The sequence below is a fragment of the Pseudomonas sp. NFACC37-1 genome, assembly GCF_900101575.1.
GTDB classification, from domain to species: Bacteria; Pseudomonadota; Gammaproteobacteria; order Pseudomonadales; family Pseudomonadaceae; genus Aquipseudomonas; species Aquipseudomonas fluorescens_AA.
This window is the reverse complement of sequence record NZ_FMUZ01000019.1, coordinates 1-14,229: the sequence shown is the minus strand read 5'-3', so window position 1 is coordinate 14,229 and position 14,229 is coordinate 1. Positions and strand designations below refer to the sequence as shown.

Sequence of the window (14,229 nt, the reverse complement as noted above, 5' to 3'; positions counted from 1 at the left end):
CAACGCTAGGTCAGGTAATCGGCGCCGGGTTGAACAAGGTGATGTCGTTGTACAGCTTGTGCCGCTCGGCCCAGGTTTGCTTCTTGCCGCTGGCCACGTCCAGGTAGTAGTGGAACAGCTCCCAACCCAACTCTTCGATGGTCGCCCGTCCGGTGGCGATCCGACCGGCGTCGATGTCGATCAGGTCCGGCCAGCGCTGGGCCAGTTCGGTACGGGTCGAGACCTTCACCACTGGGGCCATGGCCAAGCCGTACGGCGTGCCCCGGCCGGTGGTGAACACATGCAGGTTCATCCCCGCCGCCAGTTGCAAGGTGCCGCAGACAAAATCACTGGCCGGCGTGGCGCAGAAGATCAGGCCCTTTTGCTTGAAGCGCTCGCCCGGACCGAGCACACCGTTGATCGCGCTGCTGCCAGACTTGACGATCGAGCCCAGGGATTTTTCGACGATGTTCGACAGCCCGCCCTTCTTGTTGCCAGGCGTGGTGTTGGCACTGCGATCGGCCTCGCCCTTGGCCAGGTAGCGGTCGTACCAGTCCATCTCCCGCACCAGCTCCTGGGCGACTTCCTGGGTTTGCGCCCGGGAGGTCAGCAGGTAGATCGCATCGCGCACTTCGGTGACTTCGGAAAACATCACCGTTGCCCCCGCCCGGAGCAACAGGTCCGAGGCATAACCCAGGGCCGGGTTGGCGGTGATGCCGGAAAACGCATCGCTGCCGCCGCACTGCATGCCCAGGATCAGCTCCGAGGCCGGCACGGTTTCGCGACGGCGCAGGTCGAGTTTCTTCAGGCGGGTCTCGGCCAATTCCATGATCTGCTCGATCATTTCGGTGAAACCGTGACTCGAATCCTGCAAGCGATACAACCACGGCTCGCTGAGGTCCACCGAGCTGTCGTTCTCATGCATCACCTGCCCGGCCTGCAATTTCTCGCAGCCCAGGCTGATCACCAGTGCCTCGCCTCCCAGGTTCGGGTTGCGTGCCAGGTTGCGCACGGTACGAATCGGGATGTAGGCGTCGGTGGCGGTGATCGCCACGCCACAGCCATAGCTGTGGGTCAGCGCCACCACGTCATCGACGTTCGGGTACTTGGGCAGCAGCTCATCCTTGATGCGCTTGACCGCATGGTCCAGCACCCCGGTCACGCACTGCACCGTGGTGGTGATGCCCAGGATGTTGCGCGTGCCAACGGTGCCGTCGGCGTTGCGATAACCCTCGAAAGTGTAGCCCTCCAGCGGCGCATCGGCCTCCGGCACATCGGTGGACAGCGGCAGGCTGTCCAGCGGCGGCGCGGTGGGCATGCGCAACTGGTCTTCCTTGACCCAGCTGCCACGGGGGATCGGTTGCAACGCGTAGCCAATGACCTGGCCGTAGCGAATCACCTCGCCACCCTCGGGAATATCCTGCAGCGTGACCTTGTGGCTCTGGGGCACAAAGTCCACGGTGACCAGGCCGTCCGGGAACTCGGTCCCGGCCGGTACGCCCTGGTCGTTGACGACGATCACCACGTTGTCCCGCTCATGCAAGCGGATGTAACGGGGCGAGTCGGCATGTTCAATCAATTGCATTGCTGCCGCTCCTTCAGGATTTAGCTTCGGACAGGCTGGAGATGCCGGCATCCTTGGCCGTTGGTTCCTTGAGCACGACACGCTTGATCGGCCCGACGATGACCAGGTAGCTGAACACCGCCATCAGCGCGTTGCAACCGACGAACACCAGTGCCCATTTGAACGAGCCAGTGGAGCTGATGATGTAGCCGATGACGATTGGCGTAGTGATCGATGCCAGGTTGCCGAAGGTGTTGAACAGGCCACCACTCAGGCCGGCGATCTGTTTTGGCGACGTGTCGGAAACCACGGCCCAGCCCAGCGCTCCGACGCCTTTACCGAAGAAGGCCAGGGCCATGAAGCCCACCACCATCCATTCGATGTCCACGTAGTTGCACGCCACGATGCTGCTGGACACCAGCAGGCCGGCGATGATCGGCGCTTTGCGGGCGAAGGTCAGCGAGTGGCCCTTGCGCAGCAGGTAGTCGGAAATCACCCCGCCCAGCACGCCGCCGATGAAACCGCAGATGGCCGGCAAGGACGCGATGAATCCGGCCTTGAGGATGGTCATGCCGCGTTCCTGCACCAGGTACACCGGGAACCAGGTCAGGAAGAAGTACGTGATGCCGTTGATGCAGTACTGGCCCAGGTATACGCCCAGCATCATGCGGTTGGTCAGCAGTTGACGGATGTAATCCCACTTCGGACCGTCGGCTTTCTTTTCCTTGCCCTTGTCCTGGTCCATGTCGACCATCGCGCCGTTGGCGGCGATGTGATTGAACTCGGCCTCGTTGATCATCGGGTGCTGACGCGGGCTGTAGATCACTTTCAGCCAGATCAGCGAGAACACGATGCCGATCACGCCCATCACGATGAACACGTGCTGCCAGCCGAAACGGTAGACGATCCAGCCCATCAGCGGTGCGAACAACACGGTGGCGAAATACTGCGCCGAGTTGAAGATCGCCGAGGCGGTGCCGCGTTCTGCGGTGGGGAACCAGGCGGCGACGATCCGTGCGTTGCCCGGGAAGGACGGCGCTTCGGCCAGCCCAACCAGGAAGCGCAGCATGAACAGCGCAACCACAGCCGTGGACATGCCGAATTCACCCACATAGCCTTGCAGCACGGTGAACAGCGACCAGGTGAAAATGCTCAAGGCATAGATTTTTTTCGAGCCGAAACGGTCGAGCAGCCAGCCGCCGGGAATCTGCCCGGCCACATAGGCCCAGCCGAAAGCGGAGAAGATATAACCGAGGGTGACGGCATCGATACCGAGGTCTTTTTGCAGGCTGGAGCCAGCGATGGCGATGGTGGCACGGTCGGCATAGTTGATCGTCGTCACCAGAAACAGCATGAGCAGGATCAAATAGCGGACGTGTGTCGGCTTGGTCGCTTGCATGTAGATGTACTCCCACTATTTATTTTTATGCGGGTAAATGTCGTGTTATGCCCGTGTAGGAGCTGCCGAGTGCAACGAGGCTGCGATCTTTCCCCAGACAATTGAGTCATGAGCGAACACCTCACAAATCAAGGTCAAAAGATCGCAGCCTTCGGCAGCTCCTACAGGGTTCTGCGGTGTTTCAGGAGCCGATGTAAGAAGTTTTAACCACGGTGTAGAACTCTTGCGCGTAGCGACCTTGCTCACGCGAACCATAGGACGAGCCTTTGCGCCCGCCGAACGGCACGTGGTAATCCACGCCGGCGGTGGGCAGGTTGACCATCACCATGCCCGCCTGGGAATGGCGCTTGAAGTGGTTGGCATACTTCAGCGAGGTGGTGGCGATACCAGCCGACAGACCGAACTCGGTGTCGTTGGCCATGGCCAGCGCTGCCTCGTAGTCAGCCACGCGCACGACGTTGGCCACCGGGCCGAAGATCTCTTCGCGGCTGATGCGCATCGAGGCTTCGCTGTCGGCGAACAGGGTCGGCGCCAGGAAATAACCTTCGGTATCGCACGTCACCAAACCACCACCGCTGACCAGCCGCGCGCCTTCGCTCTGGCCGATGTCGATGTACTTCAAGTCCTGGTTGAGCTGGGCTTCGGAAACCACCGGGCCGATGTCGGTGCCGGCCTTCAACGCATGACCGACCTTGATCGATTGCATGCGCTCGGCCATGGCCACAACGAACTTGTCGTGGATGCCGGCGGTGACGATCAGGCGACTGGAGGCCGTGCAACGTTGGCCGGTGGAGTAGAACGCGCTCTGCACCGCCAGTTCGACGGCTTGCTTGAGGTCGGCGTCGTCGAGGATGATCTGCGGGTTCTTGCCGCCCATCTCCAGCTGCACCCTGGCCTGGCGCGACACGCAGTTGACCGCGATCTGCCGGCCCACGCCCACGGAACCGGTGAAGCTGATGCCGTCGACTTTCGGGCTGTTGACCAGGACTTCACCGACGACGCGGCCGCTGCCCATCACCAGGTTGAACGCACCAGCCGGGAAACCGGCGCGGGAAATGATCTCGGCCAGGGCCCAGGCGCAGCCTGGCACCAGCTCGGCGGGCTTGATCACCACACAGTTGCCGTAGGCCAGGGCCGGGGCGATCTTCCACGCGGGGATGGCGATCGGGAAGTTCCACGGGGTGATCAGGCCGACCACACCGAGGGCTTCGCGGGTGACTTCGACGTTGACGCCTGGGCGCACCGACGGCACGTAGTCGCCCGACAGGCGCAGACATTCACCGGCGAAGAATTTGAAGATGTTGCCGGCGCGGGTCACTTCGCCGATGGCTTCAGGCAGGGTCTTGCCCTCTTCCCGGGCCAGCAATTGGCCGAGTTCTTCGCGGCGGGCGAGGATCTCGCTGCCGACTTTGTCCAGCGCATCGTGACGGGCCTGGATGCCCGAGGTCGACCAGGCCGGGAACGCGGCGCGGGCGGCTTCGATGGCGGCGTTGACTTGCGCTGCGTCAGCCTTGGCGTATTCACCGATGACATCGGACAAGTCAGACGGGTTGATGTTGGTGCAATAGTCGGCACCGGCCACCCACTGACCGTTGATGTAGTTATCGAAACGCTTTGCATCTGCCACGGAGCTACTCCTTCTACAAAAGCTGTCTAGGAACGCCGAGCGTCCCTGGCTGCATTCCCACGCAGAGCATGGGAACGATCGAGCCTTACGCAAAAAGCCGCTGATTACTCAGCGGCCTTGTCGGGTCTGTTATTGCTTGCCTTGCTTGTCGATCAGCGCGGCCAGGGCTTCGTATTCTTCTGGCAGCAGATCGGTCAGCGGCGTGCGCACAGGACCTGCGTCGTAGCCAACGATTTTCGCGCCGGCCTTGACGATGCTCACGGCGTAACCGGCCTTGCGATTGCGGATGTCCAGGTAAGGCAGGAAGAACTCGTCGATGATTTTGCCGACGGTCTCATGATCGTCGCGGGCAATGGCGTGGTAGAAGTCCATCGCGGTTTTCGGGATGAAGTTGAACACCGCCGAGGAGTAGACCGGCACGCCCAAGGCCTTGTAGGCCGCAGCGTAGACTTCAGCGGTCGGCAGGCCGCCCAGGTAGCTGAAACGATCGCCGAGGCGACGACGGATCGAGACCATCAGTTCGATATCGCCCAGGCCATCCTTGTAGCCGATCAGGTTCGGGCAGCGCTCGGCCAGTTGTTCCAGCTGGGTGGCGTTCAGGCGGCAGACGTTGCGGTTGTACACCACCACGCCGATTTTCACCGATTTGCACACGGCTTCAACGTGGGCGGCAACGCCGTCCTGGCTGGCTTCGGTCAGGTAGTGCGGCAGCAGCAGCAAGCCCTTGGCGCCCAGGCGCTCGGCTTCTTGAGCGTATTCGATGGCCTGGCGGGTGGCACCGCCAACACCGGCAAGGATTGGCACGCTGGTGGCGCAGGTATCGACGGCGGTCTTGATAACCTGCGAATACTCGCTAGCGGCCAGGGAGAAGAATTCACCAGTGCCGCCCGCTGCGAACAGTGCAGAGGCGCCATACGGGGCCAGCCACTCGAGGCGTTTGATGTAGCTGTCGCGATTGAAATCGCCTTGGGCAGTGAAATCGGTGACCGGGAACGACAGCAGGCCAGACGAGAGGATGGACTTCAGTTCTTGTGGATTCATTATTCGAACACCCTGGGACGCAAAATGTGTATGAGATGGTTAAGCTTCGGCCAGAAGTTGTAGGTCATCGTACAACTTAAAATGTAGACGTCAACTGTATTTCGTCCTTTGTCAGGTGTGAGGGCATGGAGGTTGGTCGCGAAGCCTTGTAAATCGGGCCATCCGGCGAAATTGAGAGCCAATGAAACTTGGGAGCGAGTCCCCCGGACCGCTCATCGCGACTGTCAACTCTGTCAGTAGGCGAGATTACGGGAAGGAGGCATAACGGCAGTGTGGCCGTGCGACGCCCGGCTATGGTCCTTTTCTGAAATCTTTAAAGTGAGTCGCCCGTACGCAACGATCAAGGCCGCCTCACAAGGAGTGACATCATGGCGAAGACGTATGCGAAACCGATGCTCAAGGATTTTCCAGCCACCGGGGAAGTCACGATCAGCTTGGCAAAGACAAAGACGTTAACCGTGAAAATTCCGGATGCAGCTTTCGACCCGTACTCGAACGCCCGACTGACTCTGGGCGTCGGCTCGACGCCTCCCACTCCGGTAGGCGCGTTTACACCTCTGACCGACGGCGAGGAAGGTACGCCACGCAAGGATGTGACAATGACGCTAACCAATACCGACTTGGCAGCTTACGTCGGCCAATTGGTTGAGCTTCGTTATGAGGTTAGCTACGAGAGCTGGGATCCCGATACATCCGAGCCGCAAATGTTGCGGATCAGCGCGTAGGACGGCGTGCCTGTCATTTGGTCAGACAGGCGCACACCATTTCCCTGTGGCGAGGGGATTTATCCCCGTTGGGTTGCGCAGCGACCCCAGAAGTGACGATCAGATCAACCTGATACACCGAGGTATCAGTCTTGGGACTGCTTCGCAGTCCAGCGGGGATAAATCCCCTCGCCACAGCATGTGTCCAACGTGTCCGAGCACATTTCAGCCCTGGGCCTGGGCCTCTTCATGGGCCTGGCGCAGCCTTTCGCGGCTGTTGGTCAGGTGCAAACGCATGGCCGCACGGGCCGCGTCGGAGTCCTGGCGGGCGATGGCTTCGTAGATTTCCTCGTGCTCGCGGCTCAGGCGGTCCATGTAGTGCTGGTGGTCGTCGTGGGCCAGGCGCGCCGAGTTCAGCCGGGTACGCGGGATGATGCTGGTGCCCAGGTGGGTCATGATGTCGGTGAAGTAGCGGTTGCCGGTGGAGAGGGCGATTTCCAGGTGGAAGGCGAAGTCCGAGGCCACCGCGTCGCTGGCGTGGGCGGCGCTTTCCTTCAAGGCGTCGAGGGCGGCGCGCATCGTCGCCAGTTGCTCTTCGCTGCGGCGCTGCGCCGCGAGCCCGGCGGATTCCACTTCCAGGCTGATGCGCAACTCCAGGATCGCCAGTACGTCCCGCAAGGTGACCACCGTGGCCGGGTCGATGCGAAAACCGCTCGGGCTGGGCGTGTCCAGCACGAAGGTGCCGATGCCATGGCGGGTTTCCACCTGGCCGGCGGCCTGCAACCGGGAAATCGCCTCGCGCACCACGGTGCGGCTGACGCCATGGGCTTCCATGATCGCCGACTCGGTGGGCAATTTATCGCCACGCTTGAGCAGGCCGTCGCGAATCTGCTCGGTCAGCACCGTCACCAGTTCCTGCGCCAGGCTGCGGCGCTTGCGGGGAAGGCGGGGTACGTCGATCGGGTTTTCCATTGTGTCTGTGTCTCGGCAAGCGGCTGAATGACAACATCATAGCGCAACGTGGTTGTACGATCACCGCCCAACCGGGCAGCCCTCGCTGAGGACTGCCGTTGTGGCGAGGGGATTTATCCCCGTTGGGCTGCGTAGCAGCCCCTTGATAGGTCAACAGGCCGCATGGGTAGGGACCTGTGATTTGATGGGGCGCTTCGCGCCCAGCGGGGATAAATCCCCTCGCCACAGTAATGCTCGGCGATGGTCATCAAGCGGTCACGGTGCGCTCCACCAGTTGGCCATTTTCGATACGCACATGTCGCGGATGGAAACGTTTCAAACTGCTTCGATGGCCGACGCTGACGATGCTCAGGCCCGGCAACTGGTCGATCAGCGCCTGGTACAGCGTCGCCTCGTCTTCTTCGTCCATCGCCGATGTGGCTTCGTCCATGTACAACCATTGCGGTGCATAAAGCAATGCGCGGGCAAAGGCCAGGCGTTGTTGCTCGCCAGGCGAGAGCATGCGCTGCCAGTGGTTGCTTTCATCCAGCCGCGGGATCAAGTGCGGCAGGCGGCAGGTTTCCAGCACCTGAGCATAACGTTCGTTGGGGTAGACGTCGCCAGCCTGTGGATAACTCAACACTTCCCGCAGGCTGCCAATGGGCAGATAGGGTTTCTGCGGCAGGAACAGGTAACGCGCCGCCGGAAGCCGGATCGTCCCGTGCCCCGCGGGCCACAAATGCCCCATCGCGCGAAACAGGGTGGATTTGCCACTGCCGGAACGACCGCTGAGCATGACCCGCTCACCCGGCGCCACACTCATGTCGGCGTTGTCGAGCAGATGACGACCGTCGGCCAGGTCCAAGCCGAGGTTATGAACCGCCAACGCACTCCCCTGGTTCTGCACATCGATGGCCGGCACGCGGTCTTCGTTGTCACTCATGGCCTGGCGGAAGCTCAGCAGACGATCGCAGGTGGCGCGCCACGCGGCAAGGTCGGCGTAAGCGCTGATGAACCAGCTGAAGTTCTCCTGCACATTGCCGAAGGCCGAGTTGATCTGCATGAGCTCGCCCAGCTGGATCTTGCCGGCGAAGTAACGCGGTGCGGCAACGATGAACGGGAAGATGATCGCGATCTGGCCATAGCCAGAGGTGAAGAACGTCAGGCGCTTGGACACCCGCATGATGTCCCAGAAGTTATGCCAGACCAGGCCGAAGCGCCCGCTCAGGCGGCGGTTCTCGTTCGGTTCGCCGTTGTACAGCGCAATGCTTTCGGCGTTTTCACGCACCCGGACCATGGAGAAACGCAGGTCGGCTTCGAAGCGTTGCTGATTGTTGTTCAGCCCGATCAGGCGTCGGCCGATCAGGTGCGTCAGCCAACTGCCCACCGCCGCATACACCAGGGCGCACCAGAACATGTAGCCGGGGATGGTGTAGCCGAACACTTCGATGCTGCCGGACACGCCCCACAAGATGATCGAGAACGACACCAGGCTGACCACGGTGCGCAGCAATCCCAGCCCCAGGCCCAGGGTATTGGTGGTGAAACTGTTGAGGTCTTCGGAAATCCGCTGGTCCGGGTTGTCGGTATACCCCCCTTGCTCCAGCCGGTAGTAATTCTTGTTGCCCAACCAGCGAGCGAAATGCTGCTCGGTGAGCCAGGCCCGCCAACGAATGGTGAGCATCTGCGTGAGGTACAAGCGATAGACGGCGCCGAGGATCGCCACCGCTGCGATGCCGCAGAAATACAGGATCAACTGCCAGAACGCCGCGCTGTTCTTCTCTTGCAGGGCGTTATAGAAATCCTTGTACCAACTGTTGATCCACACCGAGATCGCCACGCTGAACAACGACAGCGCGATGACCGCGATCAACAGCGTCCAGGCCTTGCCCTTCTCCTCACTGCGCCAGTACGGCGTGGTCATTTGCCAGACACGGCGGAAAAACTGCCCGCGCACCGCGTCATTGACCGCGGAATATTCAGCGTTCTGATTCATGGTTAAGGCTCGATAAAGAATAAAACAGACTCGGGCCGATCATAAAGCAACGGCCCGATGTGTCGCGAGGGTGGACAACACCTGTTCAGCGCAGGTTCAGCGACGCACGGGACGCTTTTGCAATTTGCGCTGCAAGGTCCGCCGGTGCATGCCCAGGGCACGGGCGGTGGCGGAGATATTGCCTTCGTGCTCGGTCAGCACCCGCTGGATATGCTCCCATTGCAGGCGATCCACCGACATGGGGTTTTCCGGCACCAGGGTGTCGAGGTCGGCGTGCTCGGACAACAGCGCCGCCAGCACGTCATCGGCATCCGCCGGTTTGCACAGGTAATTGCAGGCGCCGCGCTTGATGGCCTCGACCGCGGTGGCGATGCTCGAATAACCGGTGAGGATCACCACCCGCATCTCCGGGTCCAACTCCAGCAACTTGGGCAACAGCACCAGGCCCGAATCGCCGTCCATTTTCAGGTCCAGGGCGGCATAGTCGGGCAGGTCGGCCTGGGCGATGGTCAGGCCCTCCTCGGCGGAACCTGCGGTACTCACGCGAAAACCGCGGCGGGACATGGCCCGGGCCATGACGCGGGTGAAGGTGGCGTCGTCATCCACCAGCAACAGGTGCGGCAGTTCTTCGCCGTCGACTTGGATCTCGTCACTCATGTTTCGTCTCCTCGGTCGGCATGGGGCAGGCGCAGCTCGGTGAGCGTGCCGCCTTCCTCGTGGGGGTAGAGTTTCACCGAGCCGCCGGCGCGTGTCACGCTGGCTTTGCTCAAGAACAGGCCCAGGCCGAAACCTTTGCCCTTGGTGGTATAGAACGGCTTGCCGATCTGCTCGGCAATCGCCAGCGGCACACCGGCACCGTGGTCGCGAATGCAGATAGTCAGTTCATAAGCGTTCCAGTCCAACGCCACTTCCAGGTTGTCGGGACAGGCATCGGCGGCATTGTTCAGCAGGTTCAACAACGCTTGGGTCAGGTCTGGCGGCGGCGCCATGCGCGGCACCACGCCCTTGCCCAGGCACTGGAAGCGATAACTGGCTTCCGGGCGCATCAGGTGCCAGCGGTTCAGGGCATCGTCGAGCCAGAAGGTGACCGCCTGCATGTCGATGTCCAACCGGCGATTGGCCTCGGCGGCACGCACCAGGTATTGCAGGGTTTCCTTGCAGAGCTTGACCTGATCCTGAAGCACGCTGAGATCGTCCTGCAGTGCCGGGTCATGATGGTCCTGGCGCATTTCCTTGAGCAGCACGCTCATGGTCGCCAGCGGTGTGCCCAGTTCGTGGGCGGCGCCGGCGGCCTGGGTCGCCACGGCCAGCAATTGCTCGTCCCGCAGGCCCTCTTCACGGCGGATGGCCCGCAGCTCTTCCTGGCGGCGCAACTCCTCGGCCATGCGCGCGGCAAAAAAAGTGATGACCGCCGCCGCCAGGGCGAAACTCAGCCACATGCCGTAGATCTGCAGGTTCTCCCGGGCGATGGGGAAGGTTTCCAGCGGGTAGAAACGCGCCAGCAGCAAGGTGTACAGCGCCAGGGCGATGCCGGAAAGGATCAGCGAATACCGCCACGGCAATGTCACGGCGGCGATGGTCAGCGGCACCAGGTAATAAGAGACGAAGGGGTTGGTGGAGCCGCCGGAGAAATACAGCAGCGCGCTGTGGATAAACAAGTCGCCGGCCAACTGCACCGCATATTCCAACTCGGTCACCGGCCACGAGGCACGCAGGCGAATCGCCGTCAGCGCGCAGAGCACACTGGAACAGACCAGGGTGATCGCCAACTGCAGCCAGGGCAGCGGCAGCAGGTCGAACCAATAGGCGAGCCCCACGGAGCCGGCCTGGGCCGCCAGGACCAGAATACGGATGAATGTCAGGCGCCAGAGGTTCTGGCGGGAAGCGGAAGTCATTTGCAAAGGGGCGAGCATGAGCTCTCCTGATGAGCGCTCCAGGCGGATCGCACGGAGTATAACCAAGGCGCGGGTTGCAGCGGCAGATATGCGGCAAAGCGCCACAGCCTCCAGCCTCGCTGCATTCCCTTGTGGCGAGGGGATTTATCCCCGCTGGGCGCGAAGCGGCCCCCAAATTTTACAGGCAAACATCTTAGGGACTGCTGCGCAGTCCAACGGGGATAAATCCCCTCGCCACAAAAGCGCCACTGACCTTCGCATCTGTATAGAAGTTGTAACTGTGCGAACTCGCCCATAAAAGCTAGAGTCTTATCCTTCACGCAGGCCCGGACCTCACCCCTGCGCCCCCATCCCAAGGAGCTTTCATGCACACGTTCAGTCGCCACGTCGCCCTGCTCGCCTTCAGCCTCGGCACCGCCGCCAGCCTGCCGGCCCTGGCCGCCGATGAGCTGCACTACAACCAGATTTCCCTGCGCGCCGAAGTCAGCCAGGAAGTGGCCCGCGACCTGATGATCGTGACCCTCTACACCGAAGAACAGAACACCGACCCGGCCAAACTCGCCGCCGCTGTCAGCACTACGGTGAACAAAGCCATCGGCCAGGCCAAAGAGGTCAAGGACATCACCCTGCGCCAGGGCAGCCGTAACAGCTACCCGATCTACGACAACAAGGGCCAGAAAATCACCGGCTGGCGCGAGCGCGCCGAACTGCGCCTGGAAAGCGCCGACTTCGCCGCCCTGTCCAAACTCACCGGCGAGCTGCTGGGCGACATGAAAATGGGCGGCATGGACTTCGCCATCGCCACCGCCACCCGCCAGAGCAGCGAAGACGCCCTGCTCAAAGACGCCGTCAACGCCTTCAAGGCCCGCGCTCAACTGGCCACCGAAGCCCTGGGCGGCAAGGGCTACAAGATCGTCAACCTGAACTTCAACACCAACGGCTACCCACAACCGTACATGCGCCCGCAGATGATGATGAAAGGCGCGTCCATGGATGCGGAGTCGGTGACACCTGACGTGGAAGCGGGCACCAGCAAGGTGACGATGACGGCGGATGGGGTGGTTGAGGTGTTGTTGCAGTAACCCGCCTGATCGTTCCCACGCTCCGGCGTGGGAATGCCTCCACGGACGCTCCGCGTTCGGCTTTGGAAAGGGACGCAGAGCGTCCCGGGCTGCATTCCCACGCAGAGCGTAGGAACGATCAAACCTCAATACCAACGGCTACCCACAACCGTACATGCGCCCGCAGATGATGATGAAAGGCGCGTCCATGGATGCGGAGTCGGTGACACCTGACGTGGAAGCGGGCACCAGCAAGGTGACGATGACGGCGGATGGGGTGGTTGAGGTGTCGTTGCAGTAACCCGCCTGATCGTTCCCACGCTCCGGCGTGGGAATGCCTCCACGGACGCTCCGCGTTCGGCTTTGGAAAGGGACGCGGAGCGTCCCGGGCTGCATTCCCACGCGGAGCGTGGGAACGATCAAACGGTCTTTACTTCAGCAAAGGCACAGCCGCCTGTGCGAGCTGGGTGAGCAACTCAATATCTCGCTCGTCGCGTGCGCCATCTTCGTTTAAATCGGTTTTTATACCCACCTTGTCGTAGCGTCCATCCTTCAGGGAAGAAGCGACAAAGGTGAGCAAGTAACTCTTGCTGTCACGAAAAAACTCGAGCCGAACCTCCGGGCTTTCGTCTTTATCGAAGTCGTTAAGAGATATACGGATTTCTTCGGCGGCCATCGCTACACCTCCTCCATGGATTAGCTCAATACGGCATCGCCGCTTAGCAGCGCGCCTGTTGCTACCTTATAACCATGCCTCCAAAAATCTACTGTCAGAAGTATCAGGTGTACGTCCGCACAGTAGAGCCTACGGAGAATCGAGCATTCTTTGTGGCGAGGGGATTTATCCCCGCTGGGCCGCGAAGCGGCCCCAACAGCAGCGACTCAATCTGTCTGACACACCGAAGTGTCAGGTTTGGGTCTGCTGCGCAGCCCAGCGGGAGCAAGCTACCTCGCCACAGGACGGTGCCCGACCTTAAGTGGGCGGGCAGGCCGAACTGGCCGGTGCCTCGACCTGATCCAACGCCTTGTCCACCAGCAACTGGCACAGCTCCACCAACTGATGAATCCCCAACGCCACGCTCCGGCGCGTGCCCTCCACTTCGAATGCCAGGTCCTCGGCCATGGCTTTTATCGAGGCCAGGGTTTCCGAGGTGCTGGTGAGCAGCGTATCGGTGTCGGCTTTGGCGGTGACTGAGAACAGGCTATCGATGCGCTGATCGGTGCTTGGCTCTGGTTTTTTTGGATTCAGGTAATGATCGAGGGCGCGCTCGGCGGCGGCGCGGTCTTTTAGGAGGTCTTCGATGGCGTCGAAATCCGCCAATGGATTTGTTCTGTTGAAATTCGGTTCAGTCTTTCCTTCGTTCATGCGAATGCTCCTGATGAAATTGGAGCCATCACTTGCCGTTATGGTCGTGAGGCTTACGACCTATTAATTTCGGGTTCCCACTCCCGGCCGCTGTTTCGCAGCGACACGCAAAAGGTTAGAGAGCCCACTTCCGAGGGACAACCTTAAAAGCTTGTCGGATCTTTCGTTCTGGAGAGCGGATCCTTCCTACGCACCTGAATGATTTATGCAGCCTTCCGCCCCACCGCAAACCCCGTGGCGAGGGAGCTTGCTCCCGCTGGGCTGCGCAGCAGACCCAACCCAAGCGCCGCGTTGTGTCAGATAAATGGAGTCGCTGCTTTTAGGGCCGCTTCGCGCCCCAGCGGGAGCAAGCTCCCTCGCCACGGGATTAATGTTCGACGAGGACGAGGCGTGTTGCTTCAACTGGTGAATCGGGTACACCCGAAAGAAACAGGTCGGCTACAAGGCCGCCTTCGCGAGCAAGCCCGCTCCCACAATGGATCGACGTACGACCGGAGAACCAGGCCGGCTGTCAGGCCGCCTCGCGGTGGACGTTGATCTCGGCGCCCCGTTAACCACGCTGGCCGAACGCAGGCATTGTGGAGTGGGCATCCCGGCATGGATGCCGGGATAGCCGCGCTGGGCCATGGATGGCCCTTCGCGGCGG

Annotated in this window: 13 protein-coding genes; 3 read left to right on the top strand and 10 right to left on the bottom strand. The window is 61.3% G+C overall.

Annotated features, from left to right (window positions below; translation table 11 throughout):
- Positions 1 to 10: 10 nt before the first annotated feature.
- From garD to kdgD, 4 genes are all read right to left on the bottom strand, one after another.
- Positions 11 to 1,564 carry a galactarate dehydratase gene (gene garD, locus BLP82_RS18980; RefSeq protein ID WP_092171502.1) on the bottom strand — a complete coding sequence of 518 codons (1,554 nt, stop codon included), beginning with the start codon at positions 1,562 to 1,564 and terminating at the stop codon, positions 11 to 13.
- Between the two features lie 13 nt (positions 1,565 to 1,577).
- Positions 1,578 to 2,942 (bottom strand): MFS transporter, encoded by a 1,365-nt coding sequence (locus BLP82_RS18975; RefSeq protein WP_060739175.1) that lies wholly within the window; start codon positions 2,940 to 2,942, stop codon positions 1,578 to 1,580.
- Positions 2,943 to 3,123: 181 nt separating this feature from the next.
- Complete coding sequence (locus tag BLP82_RS18970) at positions 3,124 to 4,569, bottom strand: aldehyde dehydrogenase family protein (protein WP_092171497.1); 1,446 nt, start codon at positions 4,567 to 4,569, stop codon at positions 3,124 to 3,126.
- A gap of 129 nt (positions 4,570 to 4,698) precedes the next feature.
- Positions 4,699 to 5,610 (bottom strand): 5-dehydro-4-deoxyglucarate dehydratase, encoded by a 912-nt coding sequence (kdgD, locus tag BLP82_RS18965; RefSeq protein WP_092171493.1) that lies wholly within the window; start codon positions 5,608 to 5,610, stop codon positions 4,699 to 4,701.
- Positions 5,611 to 5,978: 368 nt separating this feature from the next.
- Here kdgD and BLP82_RS18960 point away from each other — a divergent pair, with 368 nt between their 5' ends.
- Positions 5,979 to 6,335: a hypothetical protein gene (locus BLP82_RS18960; protein ID WP_092171489.1), complete on the top strand. Its 357-nt coding sequence runs from the start codon at positions 5,979 to 5,981 to the stop codon at positions 6,333 to 6,335.
- A gap of 204 nt (positions 6,336 to 6,539) precedes the next feature.
- On the opposite strand, the gene BLP82_RS18955 is transcribed toward BLP82_RS18960, so the two are convergent.
- The 4 genes from BLP82_RS18955 to BLP82_RS18940 all read right to left on the bottom strand — a co-directional run bounded on the left by BLP82_RS18955 (position 6,540) and on the right by BLP82_RS18940 (position 11,174).
- The gene (locus BLP82_RS18955) at positions 6,540 to 7,286 is read right to left on the bottom strand and encodes a FadR/GntR family transcriptional regulator (protein ID WP_092171484.1); all 747 of its coding nucleotides are present in this window, start codon (positions 7,284 to 7,286) and stop codon (positions 6,540 to 6,542) included.
- A gap of 247 nt (positions 7,287 to 7,533) precedes the next feature.
- Positions 7,534 to 9,261 (bottom strand): ABC transporter ATP-binding protein/permease, encoded by a 1,728-nt coding sequence (locus BLP82_RS18950; protein ID WP_072410830.1) that lies wholly within the window; start codon positions 9,259 to 9,261, stop codon positions 7,534 to 7,536.
- A 96-nt stretch (positions 9,262 to 9,357) separates the two neighbouring features.
- The gene (locus tag BLP82_RS18945) at positions 9,358 to 9,918 is read right to left on the bottom strand and encodes a response regulator transcription factor (protein ID WP_003177957.1); all 561 of its coding nucleotides are present in this window, start codon (positions 9,916 to 9,918) and stop codon (positions 9,358 to 9,360) included.
- On the bottom strand, positions 9,915 to 11,174 hold the full coding sequence (locus BLP82_RS18940; protein ID WP_092171480.1) for an ATP-binding protein: 1,260 nt from the start codon (positions 11,172 to 11,174) through the stop codon (positions 9,915 to 9,917). The genes BLP82_RS18945 and BLP82_RS18940 overlap by 4 nt, the downstream gene beginning before the upstream one ends.
- 347 nt (positions 11,175 to 11,521) lie before the next feature.
- On the opposite strand from BLP82_RS18940, the gene BLP82_RS18935 reads away from it, so the two are divergent.
- Both BLP82_RS18935 and BLP82_RS31710 read left to right on the top strand, forming a co-directional pair.
- Complete coding sequence (locus BLP82_RS18935) at positions 11,522 to 12,238, top strand: SIMPL domain-containing protein (protein ID WP_092171475.1); 717 nt, start codon at positions 11,522 to 11,524, stop codon at positions 12,236 to 12,238.
- Positions 12,239 to 12,392: 154 nt separating this feature from the next.
- Positions 12,393 to 12,518 carry a hypothetical protein gene (locus BLP82_RS31710; RefSeq protein ID WP_256576645.1) on the top strand — a complete coding sequence of 42 codons (126 nt, stop codon included), beginning with the start codon at positions 12,393 to 12,395 and terminating at the stop codon, positions 12,516 to 12,518.
- Positions 12,519 to 12,647: 129 nt separating this feature from the next.
- Here the strand turns inward: BLP82_RS31710 and BLP82_RS18925 are convergent, their stop codons facing one another.
- Together BLP82_RS18925 and BLP82_RS18920 are read right to left on the bottom strand one after the other, a co-directional pair.
- Positions 12,648 to 12,893 carry a hypothetical protein gene (locus tag BLP82_RS18925; RefSeq protein WP_092171471.1) on the bottom strand — a complete coding sequence of 82 codons (246 nt, stop codon included), beginning with the start codon at positions 12,891 to 12,893 and terminating at the stop codon, positions 12,648 to 12,650.
- Positions 12,894 to 13,190: 297 nt separating this feature from the next.
- The gene (locus BLP82_RS18920; protein ID WP_092171466.1) at positions 13,191 to 13,583 is read right to left on the bottom strand and encodes a DUF6124 family protein; all 393 of its coding nucleotides are present in this window, start codon (positions 13,581 to 13,583) and stop codon (positions 13,191 to 13,193) included.
- Positions 13,584 to 14,229 lie beyond the last annotated feature (646 nt).